At 60.7% G+C, this 16,820-nt stretch carries 16 protein-coding genes; 5 read left to right on the top strand and 11 right to left on the bottom strand.

Translation table 11 applies throughout. The features are described 5' to 3' along the window. Positions 1 to 88 precede the first annotated feature (88 nt). Positions 89 to 1,915 (top strand): ATP-dependent zinc metalloprotease FtsH, encoded by a 1,827-nt coding sequence (ftsH, locus tag ACO07N_RS13520; RefSeq protein WP_421981517.1) that lies wholly within the window; start codon positions 89 to 91, stop codon positions 1,913 to 1,915. Between the two features lie 106 nt (positions 1,916 to 2,021). Here ftsH and ACO07N_RS13515 read toward each other — a convergent pair whose 3' ends face one another. After that, the gene (locus ACO07N_RS13515; RefSeq protein WP_421981516.1) at positions 2,022 to 2,648 is read right to left on the bottom strand and encodes a CoA transferase subunit B; all 627 of its coding nucleotides are present in this window, start codon (positions 2,646 to 2,648) and stop codon (positions 2,022 to 2,024) included. A gap of 12 nt (positions 2,649 to 2,660) precedes the next feature. Further along, complete coding sequence (locus ACO07N_RS13510; protein ID WP_421981515.1) at positions 2,661 to 3,356, bottom strand: CoA transferase subunit A; 696 nt, start codon at positions 3,354 to 3,356, stop codon at positions 2,661 to 2,663. 378 nt (positions 3,357 to 3,734) lie between these two features. Between ACO07N_RS13510 and ACO07N_RS13505 the strand changes: the two genes are divergently transcribed. After that, positions 3,735 to 3,980, top strand: a complete 246-nt coding sequence (locus ACO07N_RS13505; protein ID WP_306141131.1) for a DUF6460 domain-containing protein — start codon at positions 3,735 to 3,737, stop codon at positions 3,978 to 3,980. A 9-nt stretch (positions 3,981 to 3,989) separates the two neighbouring features. Here the strand turns inward: ACO07N_RS13505 and ACO07N_RS13500 are convergent, their stop codons facing one another. The 5 genes from ACO07N_RS13500 to ACO07N_RS13480 form a co-directional block, all read right to left on the bottom strand. Next, entirely contained in the window at positions 3,990 to 4,814 is an 825-nt protein-coding gene (locus ACO07N_RS13500; RefSeq protein ID WP_421981514.1) for an ABC transporter permease, read from the bottom strand. After that, positions 4,811 to 5,740 (bottom strand): ABC transporter permease subunit, encoded by a 930-nt coding sequence (locus tag ACO07N_RS13495; protein WP_421981513.1) that lies wholly within the window; start codon positions 5,738 to 5,740, stop codon positions 4,811 to 4,813. The genes ACO07N_RS13500 and ACO07N_RS13495 overlap by 4 nt, the downstream gene beginning before the upstream one ends. Positions 5,741 to 5,749: 9 nt before the next feature. Beyond that, the gene (locus ACO07N_RS13490; protein WP_421984426.1) at positions 5,750 to 6,892 is read right to left on the bottom strand and encodes an ABC transporter ATP-binding protein; all 1,143 of its coding nucleotides are present in this window, start codon (positions 6,890 to 6,892) and stop codon (positions 5,750 to 5,752) included. Positions 6,893 to 6,987: 95 nt separating this feature from the next. After that, positions 6,988 to 8,082 (bottom strand): polyamine ABC transporter substrate-binding protein, encoded by a 1,095-nt coding sequence (locus tag ACO07N_RS13485; protein WP_421981512.1) that lies wholly within the window; start codon positions 8,080 to 8,082, stop codon positions 6,988 to 6,990. A 149-nt stretch (positions 8,083 to 8,231) separates the two neighbouring features. Beyond that, complete coding sequence (locus ACO07N_RS13480; protein ID WP_421981511.1) at positions 8,232 to 9,620, bottom strand: glutamine synthetase family protein; 1,389 nt, start codon at positions 9,618 to 9,620, stop codon at positions 8,232 to 8,234. A 163-nt stretch (positions 9,621 to 9,783) separates the two neighbouring features. Between ACO07N_RS13480 and ACO07N_RS13475 the strand changes: the two genes are divergently transcribed. From ACO07N_RS13475 to ACO07N_RS13465, 3 genes are all read left to right on the top strand, one after another. Next, complete coding sequence (locus tag ACO07N_RS13475) at positions 9,784 to 10,497, top strand: GntR family transcriptional regulator (protein WP_421981510.1); 714 nt, start codon at positions 9,784 to 9,786, stop codon at positions 10,495 to 10,497. A gap of 143 nt (positions 10,498 to 10,640) precedes the next feature. Beyond that, complete coding sequence (locus tag ACO07N_RS13470) at positions 10,641 to 12,047, top strand: glutamine synthetase family protein (protein ID WP_421981509.1); 1,407 nt, start codon at positions 10,641 to 10,643, stop codon at positions 12,045 to 12,047. 29 nt (positions 12,048 to 12,076) lie between these two features. Then, positions 12,077 to 13,471 carry an aspartate aminotransferase family protein gene (locus ACO07N_RS13465; RefSeq protein ID WP_421981508.1) on the top strand — a complete coding sequence of 465 codons (1,395 nt, stop codon included), beginning with the start codon at positions 12,077 to 12,079 and terminating at the stop codon, positions 13,469 to 13,471. Between the two features lie 21 nt (positions 13,472 to 13,492). Here ACO07N_RS13465 and ACO07N_RS13460 read toward each other — a convergent pair whose 3' ends face one another. The 4 genes from ACO07N_RS13460 to ACO07N_RS13445 all read right to left on the bottom strand — a co-directional run bounded on the left by ACO07N_RS13460 (position 13,493) and on the right by ACO07N_RS13445 (position 16,714). Next, positions 13,493 to 14,509 (bottom strand): HupE/UreJ family protein, encoded by a 1,017-nt coding sequence (locus ACO07N_RS13460; protein WP_421981507.1) that lies wholly within the window; start codon positions 14,507 to 14,509, stop codon positions 13,493 to 13,495. Beyond that, a complete protein-coding gene (locus ACO07N_RS13455; RefSeq protein WP_421981506.1) occupies positions 14,506 to 15,345 on the bottom strand; it encodes a peptidyl-prolyl cis-trans isomerase in 840 nt (279 codons plus the stop codon). Before ACO07N_RS13455 ends, ACO07N_RS13460 begins: the two co-directional genes overlap by 4 nt. A gap of 28 nt (positions 15,346 to 15,373) precedes the next feature. Then, entirely contained in the window at positions 15,374 to 16,423 is a 1,050-nt protein-coding gene (locus ACO07N_RS13450; RefSeq protein ID WP_421981505.1) for a hypothetical protein, read from the bottom strand. A gap of 96 nt (positions 16,424 to 16,519) precedes the next feature. After that, on the bottom strand, positions 16,520 to 16,714 hold the full coding sequence (locus tag ACO07N_RS13445; protein WP_421981504.1) for a hypothetical protein: 195 nt from the start codon (positions 16,712 to 16,714) through the stop codon (positions 16,520 to 16,522). Positions 16,715 to 16,820: the final 106 nt, after the last annotated feature.

Raw genomic sequence — 16,820 nt, 5'->3', positions numbered from 1 at the left:
CGCCAGTGCGCGTCTGCACCTTGACAGGGTGAAACCAAATCGTCCCAATGGCGGCATCGTCCGCCTCGCTTTCGGAACAGGTCTTCCCATGGAAAAGAAACATCAGATCAATCTCTGGTACGCCTTCATCGCCATGATGCTCGTGCTCATGTTCCAGAGCTGGTGGACCACCTACAAGACCGTCGAGGCGATCCCCTACAGTCAATTCGAGACCTATCTCAAGGACAAGAAGATCGAAGAGATTTCGATCAAGGAAAACACAATCGAGGGCAAGTTCAAGGAACCCCTGAAAGACGGCAAACAGTATTTTGTCACAACGCGTGTCGACATTCCGCTCGCCGAGGAACTGACCAAATACGACGTCAAGTTCACCGGCGTGGTCCAGAGCACCTTCATCCGGGACATCCTGTCCTGGGTGCTGCCCGTGCTGCTTTTCTTCGGCCTGTGGATGTTCTTCATCCGGCGCATTGCGGAAAAACAGGGTATCGGCGGCATGATGACCGTCGGCAAGTCGAAGGCGAAGGTCTATGTGGAGACCGACGTCGACGTGCGCTTCGACAACGTGGCCGGGGTCGACGAAGCCAAGCGTGAACTGAAGGAAGTCGTCGATTTCCTCAAGGACCCGAAATCCTATGGCCGGCTCGGTGCACATGTGCCCAAGGGCATCCTCCTGGTCGGGCCTCCGGGAACCGGCAAGACCCTCCTGGCCCGGGCGGTCGCCGGTGAGGCAGCCGTGCCGTTCTTTTCCATATCCGGTTCGGAATTCGTGGAAATGTTCGTCGGCGTGGGCGCAGCCCGTGTCCGCGACCTCTTCGAGCAGGCGCGCAAGTCGGCACCGGCAATCATCTTCATCGACGAACTGGACGCGCTCGGGCGCGCACGCTCCAGCGGCGCGATGGGGACGAACGACGAGAAGGAGCAGACGCTCAACCAGCTGCTGACCGAACTCGACGGCTTCGACCCCTCCAGCGGGATCATCCTGCTGGCCGCGACCAACCGCCCGGAAATCCTAGACCCTGCCCTCTTGCGCGCGGGACGGTTTGACCGGCAGGTGCTTGTCGACCGGCCGGACAAGTCGGGACGCCTGGCCATCCTCGAAGTCCACATCAAGAAGATCACGCTCGATCCCGCGACCGACCTTGACCAGATCGCGCAACTGACGGCCGGATTTTCCGGCGCTGATCTTGCCACGCTCGTGAATGAAGCCGCACTCCTGGCAACACGCCGACAGGCAGACGCCGTGTCGCTGCAGGACTTCAACGAAGCCGTTGAGCGTGTCGTCGCAGGCCTGGAGAAGCGCAGCCGCATCCTGTCCGACAAGGAGCGCAAGACCGTGGCCTTTCACGAAATGGGCCATGCGCTCGTGGCCGCCAACCTGGAAGGGTGCGATCCGGTGCACAAGATTTCGATCATCCCGCGCGGGATCGGCGCGCTCGGCTACACGATGCAGCGGCCCACGGAAGACCGGTTTCTCCTGTCGACGCAGGATCTGGAAAACAGGATGGCTGTCCTGATGGGTGGACGGGCCGCGGAGGAAATCATCTTCGGCGAAATCTCGACCGGTGCTTCGGACGATCTGCAGAAGGTGACGGAAGTCGCCCGTGACATGGTCATGCGCTACGGCATGGAAGCCGGCCTCGGAAATCGCGCCTATGCCACGCAGCGCCAGAATTTTCTCGGCCAGCCCGCGGGCGATGTGGCGGAGGTCTCACCCGACACCCAGCGCGAGATCGACATGGCGATCAAGGCACGCGTGGAGACCGCCTTTGCACGGGCAAAGGAACTCCTGAACGAACACCGGCAGGAACTCGACGAGGGCGCGGATCTTCTGCTGTCAAAGGAAACCCTCACCGACACGGACTTTCCGGCGATCCGCCCGATTGCCGAGCGCCGGGAAAGTCAGGCTGCGGAATAGCGCGGGTCGGCAGCGGCGGCCTGCCGGACACACAAAAACGCCCTCAACTCAGTTGAGGGCGTTTTCGTTTTTCCCATGCCGATCCAGCGGATCGCTCCGACGTCCGTCAGACGATCGTTGCCTGGGTCTTTTCCTTGACCTCATCCAGGCTCACCTCAGGTGCCAGTTCGACAACCTTGAGACCGCCTTCGACGACGTCAAAGACGCCGAAGTTGGTGATGATGCGGTCAACGCATTTCACACCGGTCAGCGGCAGCGTGCATTCCTTCAGGAGCTTCGGGTCGCCCGCCTTGGAGGTGTGATCCATGATCACGACCACGCGCTTCACACCGGCGACCAGATCCATGGCGCCGCCCATGCCCTTGACCATTTTTCCCGGGATCATCCAGTTGGCAAGATCACCGGTTTCGGCCACTTCCATGGCGCCCAGAATGGACAGATCGATGTGACCGCCGCGGATCATGCCGAAACTATCTGCTGAGGAGAAATAACTCGTCTGCGGCAGCTCGGTGATCGTCTGTTTGCCAGCGTTGATGAGGTCGGCGTCGACTTCGTCATCCGTCGGAAACGGACCCATGCCGAGCATGCCGTTCTCCGACTGGAGCGTCACGTGGACGCCGTCCGGGATGTAGTTGGACACCAGCGTCGGAATGCCGATGCCAAGGTTCACGTAGAACCCGTCTTCAAGTTCCTGCGCAGCGCGCTTTGCCATGTCATCACGAGTCCAGGCCATGATGTATCCTCCTCAGGCTGCGCGCGTCGTGCGCTTTTCAATGCGTTTTTCATGATCGCCGACGATGATGCGGTCGACGAAAATGCCGGCGGTGTGGATGTTGTCGGCATCGAGTTCACCGATCTCGACAAGCTCCTCGACCTCGACCACACAGACCTTGCCGGCGGTTGCCATCATCGGATTGAAGTTACGGGCGGTTTTCCGGTAGATCAGGTTGCCTTCCTTGTCGGCCTTCCAGGCCTTCACGAGGGACACGTCGGCCACAAGACCGGTTTCCATGATGTAGGTCTCGCCGTCGAAATCCTTGTGTTCCTTGCCTTCGGCAATCAGCGTGCCGACACCTGTCTTGGTGTAGAAACCCGGGATGCCGGCACCGCCTGCACGAATTCTTTCGGCAAGGGTTCCCTGCGGGTTGAATTCCAGCTCCAGTTCGCCGTTCAGATACTGCTTCTCGAAGGTCGCATTCTCGCCCACATAGGACGAGACCATCTTCTTGATCTGGCGCGTCTGCAGGAGAAGGCCTAGGCCGAAGTCATCAACACCCGCATTGTTCGAAATCGCGGTGATGTCCTTCGCGCCCGATTCCCTGAGCGCAATGATCAAGTTCTCCGGAATGCCGCACAGGCCAAATCCGCCGGCCATCACAGTCATGCCGTCAAAGGTCAGCCCGTCCAGGGCGGCCTTTGCGTCCGGATATATTTTGTTCATGTTTCACTCCCAGTTGAGACCGCATGGTGCGTGACGCGCACATTCGCCGCTCGGTTCTTCCCGGTCAAGAGATCTTTGCCGCATTGCAGCGAAAAAGGAGAGGCACGCACAAACAGCGCGCTTTCGCTCTGCTTTTTTGAGCTGCCGGGGTCCAATTTACGGATGAAAACCGATACCGGCAGACCATTCTCTGCGCGTTTCAAACGCGTTGCACCGCACCAGGACAAAGCCCGGCGGCTCTGCAACGCCGATCGTTTTCAGCCGTGTTCATGGTTTTTAAAGTCTTAAGATGAAAAATCATCGTGCCGACGCGGGACGCAGAAGACCGGTTCGTGTCGCCATATCGCCATCGATGAGCACCGAGAGACCCCAGGCGCCGTGTATCCATTCTGGTCGACACTTTTCAGGATCGCAGTGTTTTCCCTGCTCGTGGGTGCAGGGCTGTCCTTCGTCAATGTCTCGGCGGAGGACATTCTCGGGTCCGTCGGCCTCAGCCCGCTGGAACTGTGGATCTACATGATCGAGTTCAAGGACTGGGCCGTCCCGAACATGATCCTCGGCGCGTTCATCGTAGTCCCCGTGTGGCTGGTGCTCTACCTGATCCGCCCGCCGCGCGCCGGTTGACACCCCGCGTCAGTTGTCCGCACCGAAGGCTGCCCGTTCATCGCGTTCACGCTGGATCTGCTGGCGCTTGGTGGCCAGTGAAGCCGCAATCACGCCGATGGTCACGAACGCCACCAGGATCGTGCAGACGGCGTTGATCTCGGGCGTCACACCGAGGCGCACCTGGGAGTAGATCTTCATCGGCAGGGTCGTTGCGCCCGGCCCGGTGGTAAAGCTTGCAATCACCAGATCGTCCAACGACAGCGTGAAGGCCAGCATCCAGCCGGCAATGACCCCCGGCAGGATGATCGGCAGCGTGATCAGGAAGAACGTCTTGACCGGCGGGCAACCGAGATCTTCCGCTGCCTCTTCAACGGACTTGTCGAAGCCGACCAGGCGGGACTGGACGACGACTGCCACGTAGCACATCGCAAAGGTCGTGTGCGCCAGCATGACCGTCCAGAAACCACGCGCCGTATCCATGGCCACGAACAGCAGCAGCAGCGACAGGCCGAGGATGACCTCCGGCATGACAAGCGGCGCAAAGATCATTCCCGAAAACAGCGAGCGGCCGATGAACCGGCCGGACCTGACCAGCACCAGAGCCGCCAGCGTGCCGAGCACGGTCGCGATCGTCGCCGACGTGAAGGCAACACGCAGCGTGACCCAGGCCGCGTCGAGCAGCTGATCGTTCTGCAGCAGCGACGCGTACCACTTGGTCGAGAACCCGCCCCAGACCGTGACCAGCCGGCTCTCGTTGAAGGAATAGATCACAAGGAGGACGATCGGCAGGTACAGGAACGAAAAGCCGAGGACCAGCGAGGTGATGTTGAACCATGTCGGGCCGCGCGTCATCCGTCTTTCTCCGACATCTTCTGCTGCTGGTTCTGGAACAGCACGATCGGGATGACGAGGATCAGAAGCAGGATCACCGCAACCGCCGAGGAGACCGGCCAGTCCCGGTTGTTGAAGAATTCGACCCAGAGCGTCTTGCCGATCATGAGCGTGTTCGAGCCGCCGAGAAGATCCGGGATGACGAATTCCCCGACGGCGGGAATGAACACCAGGAAGCAGCCAGCGATGATACCGGGGAGCGACAGCGGCACCGTGATCTTCCAGAAGGCCTTCCAGGCCGGGCAGCCGAGGTCCTCGGCCGCCTCCAGCAGGGTGCCGTCGAGCCTTTCAAGGCTGGCGTAGAGCGGCAGCACGAGGAACGGCAGGTAGGAATAGACGATCCCGACATAGACGGCGGCATTGGTGTTCAGGATCACCAGCGGTTCGCTGATCAGACCCAGAGACAAGAGCAACTGGTTCAGCAGGCCCTCATTCTTCAGGATGCCGATCCAGGCGTAGACGCGGATCAGGAAGCTCGTCCAGAAAGGCAGGATCACCAGCATCAGCAGCGTCGGCCGCCAGGACTGGGGACTGCGCGCCATGCCGTAGGCGATCGGATACCCGATCAGAAGCGTCAGGAAGGTCGAGACGGCGGCAATGGAGACCGAAGAGACATAGGACTTCCAGTAAAGGGCGTCCTCCGTCAGCCAGACATAGTTCTCGAACGAAAACTCGGCAAAGCTCTCGGTGAACGCCTGCCACCCTTCCGACAGGTCGAAGGTTGGCACGTAGGGCGGGATCGCGATCGCCGTCTGGGACAGCGAGATCTTCATGACGATCAGGAAAGGCGCCAGGAAAAACAGAAACAGCCAGAAGTAGGGAACGGCGATCAGCAGCCATCCCCCGAGGCTTCGCTTGACCGGAGCGGCGACGTTGTCATCTGCCATTTTGCCCTCCTATCGCGTCAGGATCACGCCGGCGTCCCGGTCGAAAGTCAGGACGACATTGTCGTCCCAGTTGATCGGGTTCTCGACCATGCGGGAGATGTTGGCGAAGGTTGCCCGGATGGTGTCGTGATCATCCTCGCCCACCTTGGCATGGATGATCGATACGTCCCCGAGATAGGCGATGTCCCAGACGATGCCGCCGATCTGGTTGACCACGCCGGGTTCGGTCTCCCCGTGCGCAATGCGGACCTTTTCCGGCCGGATGGCATACCAGACCGTGTCGCCGACAGTCGCCTCCGTCTCCTGATCGCACTCGATGGCAAAGCCGTCGACGACGGAGACCAGCCGGGTCAGCGATCCGTTTTTCTCCGCAACCCTGGCCTCGATCAGATTGATGTCGCCGATGAAATCCGCGACGAATTTCGAGTTGGGTGCCTCGTAGATCTCGGAGGGCGTGGCAACCTGCACCAGTTCCCCCTTGTCCATCACCGCAATGCGGTCAGCGACGGTCATGGCCTCTTCCTGATCGTGGGTGACGATCAGGAAGGTCATCTTGAGATCTTCCTGGAGCCCCATCAGCTCGAACTGGGTTTCCTCGCGCAGCTTCCGGTCGAGGGCACCGAGCGGTTCGTCGAGCAGCAGAACCTTGGGGCGTTTTGCCAGCGAGCGTGCGAGCGCCACACGCTGCCGCTGTCCGCCGGACAACTGGTGCGGTTTGCGCTTGGCGAACTGCTCCAGCTTGGTCAGGCGCAGCATCTCCGCGACACGCGCCTCGATTTCCCCAGCCGGCATGTTGTCCTGCTTCAGTCCGAACGCAATGTTCTTCTCCACGTTCATGTGCGGAAACAGAGCGTAGGACTGGAACATCATGTTGGAGGGACGCCGGTAGGGCGGGATTCCGGCCAGGTCCTGGCCGTCGAGAAAGATCTGTCCCGAGGTCGGTGTCTCGAACCCGGCGAGCATGCGCATCAGCGTGGTCTTGCCGCAGCCGGATCCCCCGAGAAGGGCGAAGAACTCCTTTTCGTAAATCTTCAGGGACAGGTTGTTTACGGCCGTGAAGTCACCGAACTTCTTGGTGACGTTCCGAAATTCGATGAAGGGCGGATGATCCGGGCTTTCCCACGGACTGAACTCCCTGCGCACCGGTCCCATCGATTTTTTCGCCACGACAATCCCTCACCCCTAAGAGACTTGAACAAAACAAAAAACCAGGCCCGGTTGGTGGGGCCTGGTTTCTTTGCGTCACACTACTGACCGCTTTTCACCGATGTCCAGGTGCGGGTCACGATCCGTTGCACCTTCGGCGGATAAGGGGTGGTGGTGTAAAGGTTGCTCACCGTTTCCTCGTCCGGGTAGATCGCCGTGTCGCCGATCACGTCTTCATTGAGGAGCTCCTTGGATGCCTCGTTGCCATTGGCGTAGTAGACATAGTTGGAGGCCTTTGCCATGACGTCGGGCCGCATGATGTAGTTGAGGAACTCATGCGCCTCTTCCATGTTCGGCGCATCGGCGGGGATCGCCATCTGGTCGAACCACATCTGGGCGCCCTCTTTCGGGATGACGTATTCCACGGTCACGCCATTGTCGGCTTCCGCCGCGCGGTCGCGTGCCTGCAGAACATCACCGGACCAGCCGACAGCCACGCAGATGTCGCCATTGGCAAGCGCGTTGATGTATTCGGAAGAATGGTACTTCTGGATGCTCGGGCGAATGGACTTCAGAAGCTCGCCCGCCTGCTCGATCTCGCCGCGGTCCTTGCTGTCCGGGTCAAGTCCGAGATAGTTCAGCGCGGCCGGGATCATTTCCGTCGGAGCGTCCAGCATGAACACGCCGCAATCCTTGAGCTTTTCGATGTTCTCAGGCTTGAACAGCAGATCCCAACTGTCGACCGGCGCATCTTCGCCGAGGGCTTCCTTCACCTTCTCGACATTATAGCCGATGCCGGTCGTACCCCACATGTAGTTGATGGAGTAGGCATTGCCGGGGTCGTATTTCTCGACACGCTTCTCGATGTCCTTCCACATGTTGGACAGGTTGGACAGTTTGGACTTGTCGAGTTCCGTAAAGGCGCCGGCCTGGATCTGGCGGGCCAGGAAGGTACCGGTCGGAACGACGACGTCGTAGCCCGTACCGCCTGCCAGAAGCTTGGTTTCCAGGACTTCATTGCTGTCAAAGACGTCATAGACGACCTTGATTCCGGTTTCCTTGGTAAAGTCTTCCAGGATAGATTCATCAATATAGTCGGACCAGTTATAGACATTCACGGTCCGGTCCTGGGCGTTGGCGATGCCGCTCAAAAGACTGAGGGCGGCGACCCCCGTCAACAAAGTCTTCACAGTCATTTAGAACTCCCCTTCAGAGTTTCAGCGATGGCCGTTTTCGGCCTTGTTCCTGATTGTAAACGGACATTTCCGTTTCGTTCATTGTTCTCGTTCGAACATTGGCGACGCGCCGGTTGTTTGTCCAGCGTCGATTTTGGGCACCAGATGCATCAAAGATAGGTTTGCCGTTCGAGCGAGGAGATCTCCCGCCCGAATTCGTTCAACTCCTCCCGCTTGATCTCCGTCAGCACCTTGTGCATTTCGGCCCCCACGGCCCGTTTCATCAGTTTCGAAGCCTCGAAGGCATCAATGGCTTCGTCCATCCAGGGCGTCAGCCGTTTCTTCCGTTTTTCGTAGGCATTGCCGGTGACCGGTGCCGGCGGTTCCTTTTTCTGCTCGAGCCCTTCCAGCATGCCCGCCAGGATGCCCGTGAGCACGAGGTAGGGATTGGCATCCGCGCCGGCGATGCGGTGTTCCACCCGTGCGGCTTCCGGGCTGGAGGCGGGCACGCGCAGCGCGACGGACCTGTTGTCGTAGCCCCAGCAGATCGAGGCGGGTGCATAGGACCCGGGCTGCATCCGGCGGAACCCGTTGAAGGTCGAGATGAACAGAAGCAGCGCTTCCGGCATGGTCTTCAACAGGCCGTTGATGGCGTGACCGAGGCGCTCCGGCCCCGTGTCGGGGTCCGCGAAGAGATTGCCGTTTTCATCTTCCATCGAGACATGCACATGCATGCCGTTGCCCGGCCATTCCACGAAAGGCTTGGCCATGAAGGAGGCCTTGAGTTCGTGCTTGCGGGCAACGCCGGCGACCAGGCGGCGCAGCAGGACCACGTCATCGGCGGCCAGCAGCGGATTGCGGCGGTGATGCAGGTTCAGTTCGAACTGGCCGGGCGCGGCTTCGGACACCGCGGCATCCGCCGGAATGCCCTGCGCTTCGCAGGCCTTGCGCAGATCATCGACCACCGGCAGAAGCGCTTCCAGATCGGACAGCGCGTACATATTCTGGCGCGCCGGACCCAGATGGGTCGAGAACAGCGGCTTGGGCTGCTCGGTCCAGTCGCCGTCGCTTTCCTCAAACAGGTAAAACTCCAGTTCGAAGGCGCAGGTCGCGGTGACGCCGAACTCGGATTTCAGACGCTCGACCATATTTTCCAGAACGTGGCGCGGGTCCGCCAGAAACGGGTTTCCGTCGCGGTCATACATGGACAGAAGCACCTGCGCCGTCTTGCGCTCGGTCCAGGGCACCAGCTTGAGACTTTCCGGGATCGGCCAGCAGACACCGTCCTTGTCACCCGTTTCCAGGTGCATGCCGGTGGCTTCCACCTCGCGTCCCCAGACGTCGAGACCGAACAGCGAATAGGGAAAGGCGACACCCTGCTCGAAGACCTTTTTCAGCGCCTTGCCGGGCAGCCACTTGCCGCGCAGAACACCATTGGTGTCCGGCAAGACAACTTCGAGCGTGTCGAGATCGGAATGTTCAGCCAGAAAGGCGTCAAAATCCACCTTCCATCCGGGCTCCGCCGGATGTTCCAGTATCTGGTGGGGTAGTTCGTTCATCTAGCGCGCTTGTCGCCCCTGGGTTCAGCCAAGTTGCCCGGTGCCATCGTTTCACCCGGCTCTCAGCTTTCGTTTGCGTCCTTTCCAAAAATGTGATCACTTTCTGTGAGCCTGTCAAGGCGGATCGCATGTGTTGAGAATTTGTAATGGTTGGGAGACCTCGTTGGCGGCCCGGTATTCAGCTCAGACAAACAGCCCGACGGGCAATGACACCGAGGCCCCCTCGACGCGTGGGGCAACACGCGGGCAGGTGGACGCCGCGATCCGTTCCGGCCTGCTGACCGGGCAGTTCATTCCGGGAAAAGCCGTCACGATCCGCGGACTTGCGTCAGAACTCGGCGTCAGTCCGATGCCGGTGCGCGAAGTTCTGCAGAGGCTTGCGGCCGAAAACGCGCTGGAAGTGAAAAGCAATGGCCGGGTGCAGGTGCCGGACATGACGCCGGAGCGGTTTGACGAAGTCCTGAAAGCCAGACTTCTGCTGGAGCCTGAACTCGCCGAACGCGCGCTGTTCAGCCTGACAAAGCGGGACGTCAAGACACTCACCAGGATCGATGACGAGATCGACGCCGGTATCGTCAGCGGTGACGCGGAGGCCTACATGCAACTCAACCACGCCTTCCACTTTCACATTTACGCTGCGTCGGGTTCTCAGGTCCTGCTTCCGCTCATCGACAGTCTCTGGCTCCAGTTCGCTCCGTTCATGCGCACGGTCTACGGGCGCGTGGGCACGGTCAATCTCGTGGATCAGCACAAGGAAGCCATTCGCGCGATCGAGCACAAGGACGCGTCGGCGCTGCGGGCTGCCATCTCCGGCGACATCACCGACGGGATGGGGCTGCTCGGCAAAGAAATCCTCCAGAACACGACAAGTGGTTGATCCGGCCTGCAGTCCATGCCATTTTGTGATCACAAAATAACCACACCGGTGCAAATGGGACCTCAGCCGACGTCCACTTTGCCGGTGTGAAAGTCCCGACCCAGGCCAACCTGCCAGACCTTGAAAAGACCCCGGAGCCTCTCGTGAGTGATCAGACGCCGACCAACACCCGTCCCAATGCAGCCGAGAGTTTGCGCGGCGTGCCCGACGGCGATGCGGCGCGCGAGTGGCTGCATGCGCGCAACATCGAGGACATCGAGTGCATCGTTCCCGATATCGCGGGCGTCGCACGCGGCAAGATGATGCCGGTGGAGAAGTTCTTCTCCGGACCCGTGATGACCATGCCCGCGTCCATCTTCGCGCAGACGATTTCCGGCGACTATCCCGACGACGACGACCGTTTCCAGCACAACCCGACCGACGGCGATCTCTATTTCCGGGCGGATTACAGCACGCTGACCTCGGTCCCGTGGGAGAGCGATCCGACCGCCCAGCTCATCCACGACGCCTATACGCGCCAGGGTGCCCCGGTCGAGACCGCGCCCCGCAACGTTCTGAAACGCATTTTGAAGCTTTACGAGGACAAGGGCTGGAAACCGGTCATCGCACCTGAAATCGAGTTTTACCTGGTGCGGCCGAACACCGATCCGGACTACCCGCTCGAACCACCGACGGGCCGCTCGGGCCGGCCCGAAGTCGGACGCCAGTCCTATTCCATTTCCGCCCTGAACGAGTTCGACGAACTCATCGACGATATCTACGACCTGTCCGAACAACAGGGGCTGGAGATCGACACGCTGATCCACGAGGAAGGCGCCGCGCAGATGGAAATCAACCTGCGTCACGGCAATCCGCTCGCCCTTGCAGACCAGGTCTTCCTGTTCAAGCGCACGATCCGCGAAGCCGCCCTCCGGCACGACATGTACGCCACCTTCATGTCCAAGCCGATGTCACACCAGCCAGGCTCGGCGATGCATATCCACCAGTCGGTGATCGACAGGGAAACGGGGCAGAACATCTTCGCCGGCGAAAACGGTGAAGAGACCCCGGCGTTCCTGTCCTTCATCGCCGGGCATCAGGTCTACCTGCCCAAGGTGACCTGCATCATGGCGCCTTTCGTGAATTCCTACCGCCGGTTTTCCAAGACATCGACGTCGCCGGTGAATGTCTACTGGGGTTACGACAACAGGACCGTGGGTTTGCGGGTTCCCTATTCCAGTCCCGAGGCACGGCGGCTTGAAAACCGGATTCCGGGATCCGACGCCAATCCCTATCTCTCGATTGCCGCCAGCCTTGCCTGCGGATATCTCGGCATCGTCAACGAACTGAAACCGGACGCGCCCCGGAGTGACGATTGCACGGAGCTTGCGAAATCGCTGCCGCGCGGCCTGCCGGAAGCGGTTGCCCAGTTCGAGAATTCCGAAGAGATGATCGAGGTGTTCGGCGAGACGTTCGTCGCCACGTACCGAGCGATCAAATACGAAGAATTCGAAACCTTCATGTCCGTGATCAGTGCCTGGGAGCGGGAATACCTCCTGCTCAACGTCTGATCCGTTCCCCATTTTCCGGAGTTCATGCCATGACGGCCCATTCCAACATCTACCCGACAAAGGCCCTGCAGGAGATCGATGCCGCCCATCACTGGCACCCGTTCTCGGACATGAAGTCCCTGAACGCGGAAGGCAGCCGCATCGTCACGTCGGCCAATGGCGTCTGGATCACGGATTCCGACGGCAAGAAGATCCTCGACGGAATGGCAGGCCTCTGGTGCGTCCAGGTGGGCCACGGGCGCACCGAAATCGCCGATGCCGTCTATCGCCAGATGAACGAGCTTGCCTATTACAACACGTTCTTCAAGACGACCCACCCGCCGGCAATCGCGCTGTCGGAAAAGCTGGCGCAGCTCGCGCCCGAGCACATCAACACCGTCTTTTATTGCTCATCGGGTTCGGAAGCCAATGACACGGTCTTCCGCATGGTCCGCACGTACTGGGACAAGATGGGCAAGCCGGACAAGAAGGTGATCATCGGCCGCTGGAACGGCTATCACGGCTCAACCCTTGCCGGCACAAGCCTGGGCGGCATGAAGGCGATGCATGCACAGGGCGACCTGCCGGTGGTGGGCGTCCACCACATCGACCAGCCCTACTGGTTCGGTGAAGGCCAGGACATGAGCCCGGAGGACTTCGGGCACCATGCAGCACGCAAGCTGGAAGAGGCGATCGACGACATCGGCGAGGACAATGTCGGCGCGTTCATCGCAGAACCGATCCAGGGTGCGGGCGGCGTGATCATTCCGCCGGAAACTTACTGGCCGGAAGTGCGCCGGATCCTTGAGGAACGGGAGATCCTGTTTGTCTCCGACGAAGTGATCTGCGGCTTCGGACGTCTCGGTGAGTGGTTCGGGTCCACCTATTTCGGCATGAAACCGGACCTGATGCCAATCGCGAAGGGCCTCACGTCCGGGTACCTGCCGATGGGCGGCGTTCTCGTGTCAGACCGCGTCGCGGAAGGTCTGATGAATGCGGGCGACGATTTCAACCACGGCTACACCTATTCCGGCCATCCGGTCTGTGCGGCCGCCGCGCTTGCCAATCTTGAGATCATCGAGCGCGAGGGCCTGGTAGACCGCGTCAAATCCGATATCGGACCCTTTCTTCAGGAACGCTGGCGCAGGCTTGGCGACCATCCGCTTGTCGGTGAAGCCCGCATGACCGGGCTGATGGGCGCCCTGGAACTCGTGCCGGACAAAGCCGATCTGAAAAAGGCGTTCCCGGACGTGGGCACGGTCGGCACGATCTGCCGTGACATCTCGTTCCAGAACGGCATGGTGATGCGCGCTGTCCGCGACAGCATGATCATTTCGCCGCCGCTGGTGCTCAGCCACGAAGAAGCCGACGTCCTCGTCAAGACGGCGGAAAAGACCCTGGATGACACCTATCAGGCCCTGAAAAAGGATGGCTGGCTCTCCTGAGCCAGCTTTGCGGCCGTCCGGTCAAGCAGGTCCGAAGGACATGATCCGCTCGATCAGCCAGAAGCTTGAGACACTGCCGATCGCGTAGGCCATGAACAGGCTGGCAGGCCGGTAGGCCAGCAGCGGTCCTTTCAGTAGCAGCCTGGAAATCAGCGTCAGCACAGCCAGGGCCGCCACGACGAATGCAAGCTGGCCGGCTTCCACACCGACATTGAAGGCAAGCAGGGCGAGCGGGATGTCCGACTGCGGCAGGCCGATCTCCTTCAAGGCGCCCGCAAAGCCGAGGCCGTGCAGGAGACCGAAGGCAAAGGTCACCAGCCAGGGAGCCGATTGGGACAGCCGTGCACGGCCATTCCCGCTGAGCGCGATTTCGCTTGCCAGGAAGACGATCGACAGGGCAATCACTGCCTCGACCGGCGCGGGCGGCAAGGCAATCCAGCCGAGCGTCGCGGCCGCAAGCGTCAGGCTGTGCGCGACGGTGAACGCGGTCACGGCGCCGACCAGCCGCCAGAAGTCCCGGATAAGCACCAGCAACGCAAACAGGAACAACAGGTGGTCCCATCCTTCAAGGATGTGCTCGAAACCGAGGCCGACATAGGCGGTAAAGACGTCAAGCGAACTCGGATTTGCGGGCACAATCGCGGAGGGTTCGGCCGCGGTCAGCCGAAGCGAGACCGTCGTGCTTTCCAGGGGCGAAATCCGCACGAGAACATCCGTCCGGGTTTTCTCAAGCCCCGGAATGGATACGGTGCCGCCTGCAAATGGCCCGTCGCAAACGGCGGTCCAAGATGCCTCCCAGGCCCCTTCCCGCGCGGTTGCGAGAGGTCCCGTCTGCGGCGCACATCCGGCAGGAAGCGACAGGTCAATCGGCATGGGCCGCCCGGAGATATCGGGCTTGCGCCAATAGACCTGCCACGTGTTGTCTCCAACCTGTTCCAGCGACGCGTATCCCGGCTGGAGGGCATGACCGTGAGCTGCAGTTTGCGCGCCGAAGAAGACGAACAGCAGACCAAGGACCAGGGAGATCCGCCGGATCATCGTTCAGCCTCCGGCAGGACAACACGATAGCGTTGCCGCATGGCTTCAAGCGCGTCCGCCCTGATGTCCTGTGCCCTCTTCTGCGTCCAGTCGGTCACGACATCTTCCCTGACGGTGTCGAAGGAAAGCAGGTCCGGCGGCTGGTACTCGGTGACGCGCACAAGATGCGCGCCATATCCGGACTTGACGGGACCCTGCCACTCGTTGAGCGGCAGCACCTCCAACCGTTCGAAAGCCCCCTCGCCGAGGAGGCCCTCGATCCGCGCCTTTTCGGAAAGGCGCACCCGGAACGGCAACAGCGTGCGTTTGCCCAGCTGTTCCGGGTTCGCTCCCGTTCGCAGGCTCTCCCGGAGTTCCTCAACGAGTTCCTCATCCACGGCCGGACCGAGAAAAACCTGCTCAAAGGCGATGCGTCCGGGCCGGCGGTAATATGCCTCGTTGGCCGCGTAGAAGTCCTTCAGATCCTGTTCCGCCGGTTGCTGTGAACGGGCGGCGGAAGTCGCGAGGAAGTGCATTTTCTGCGCAAGGCGACGGCGAATGACCGTGTCTCCCTGGTCCAGACCCAGCCGGAGCGCTTCGCGAACCAGGATTTCCTCGCGGATAAATCCGTCGATAAGCGCCTCTTTCTCGTCGGGCCCCGGTGGGCGCTGCCATGTGGCGTGGTATTCCTCAATCAGCCGATCAATCTGCTGCTGCGTCACAATAATGTCTTCACCCGCCTGTTCGGGCTCGGTCTCCGAGCCCGGCGCAACAAGGCCATAGGCGGCGAAGATGAGCGCGCCGAGCAGCAGAAAATGCAGCAGCGGCTGACGGTAAAGCTGACGAAGACCGGACATCACTGAACTTTCACCAACCCCATATGTCTCATTGCACCGATGCTTTGCCCGGTTCCGTTTGTCTGTGGTTTACGCGCGCCTGCGCAACATAGGCCGCCACGACCAGCTTGCCGCCCGATGACAGGTTTCCGCCGGTTTCAAGGAACGGCTCGAGGCTGGCACCGAACGCCCAGTTCCGCCTTTGCGAAAACTGCCGGGCGATCAGAACGGACCCTCCCGGACGATTTCCGGCGAATGCTGTCAGGACATCGAACACCGCTTCGCGGATGGCGGGCGGACCGGCACCGTGATGTATCGCCATTGCCTCGACAATGGATTCCAGTTTTTCCAAGGGCTGCCCGGGGTCGGTCAGAAACGGTTCGAGCCTGGCAATTCCGTTTACGCCTTCCTGTTCTATGAGCGCTGTCGCGAACGGTCCCAGGTGTTCCGCCCACTCCCAATCCAGAGACCGGTCGACAAAGTCGCGGATGAAGCTTTGCGCTTCGGCCGACCTGTGCAGCCCCAGAAGAAGAGCCACAATGGGCCGGTATGCATAGGCCTCGCGCGAGCGCAGCAGGTCCGTCAGATACGCGACCGGAACCTCTGGGTTGAGCCGGCGAAGGAGCGCATAGGGTGCGCGGTCGATCTCCAGCAGGGCCAGCTTGCTCAGCTCGGGATCCGGATGTCCGAGATATTCCGAAAAACGCTCGATCCGTTCAGGATGGTAGTCCTGGTCGCGCCATGCCCGCGCCTTGGCAACAACCTCGTCGAGCGCTGTCCGATAGTCTTTCTTCACATAGGCAATCCGGACCCAGGATCCGGCTGCGGTCATGCCGAAAAGGACGGTGTCATTCCGGTTTTGAACCAGTTTCGCACGCGTGGCGCTGTCTATCAGAAACGGTGGAGCCTCTATCCCGGCGTCCCCGCGCAAGACCTGCGTGACCTTGTAGGAAAACCGGTTTTCAGGATCGGGCCGCGCAAGCACAGCGGCCTGTCCGGTCAACACCCAGTCGACCGCCGTACGGGCCGGAACGTAATTGTGGAAGGAGCAGGCAGCAGCACTGCCCGCCCAGAAGACCGCGGCCCACGTGGCTGCCACGCAGTTGAAAAGGACCGACCCTCTTTCAAATCGCCGAAGCGGACGAAATCGCATGATCGCGTGGCGCATGCAGGTCACCTTCGTGGGCTGCCCGCCTCACGGCCCTTTTTTCTTGACGCTGTCCAGAAACACCAGCGCGAGGTTGAAGACGCCGAAAACAAGGATGGCTCCGAACACGAGGACACCGAGCTGCTTCGTCCCCATTCCGACCGGAAGATTGAACGCCATCACGATCATGCCGAACAGTGCCAGGAGCATGATCACCGGGAAAATCGTATCTTTGAGTTTCATGCAGGGGCTCTCCTGTCTGTGACCGGGTCTGGCGGGGCCGAAACGGCCCAGCCGGTCTCATCATACCCTGAGCAAAATGCGCCGCAACGACATGCCTCAAGGAGAG

The sequence above is a fragment of the Roseibium sp. genome (genome assembly GCF_965229775.1).
Lineage (GTDB): Bacteria > Pseudomonadota > Alphaproteobacteria > Rhizobiales > Stappiaceae > Roseibium.
This window is presented reverse-complemented; position numbering and strand designations above follow the sequence as displayed.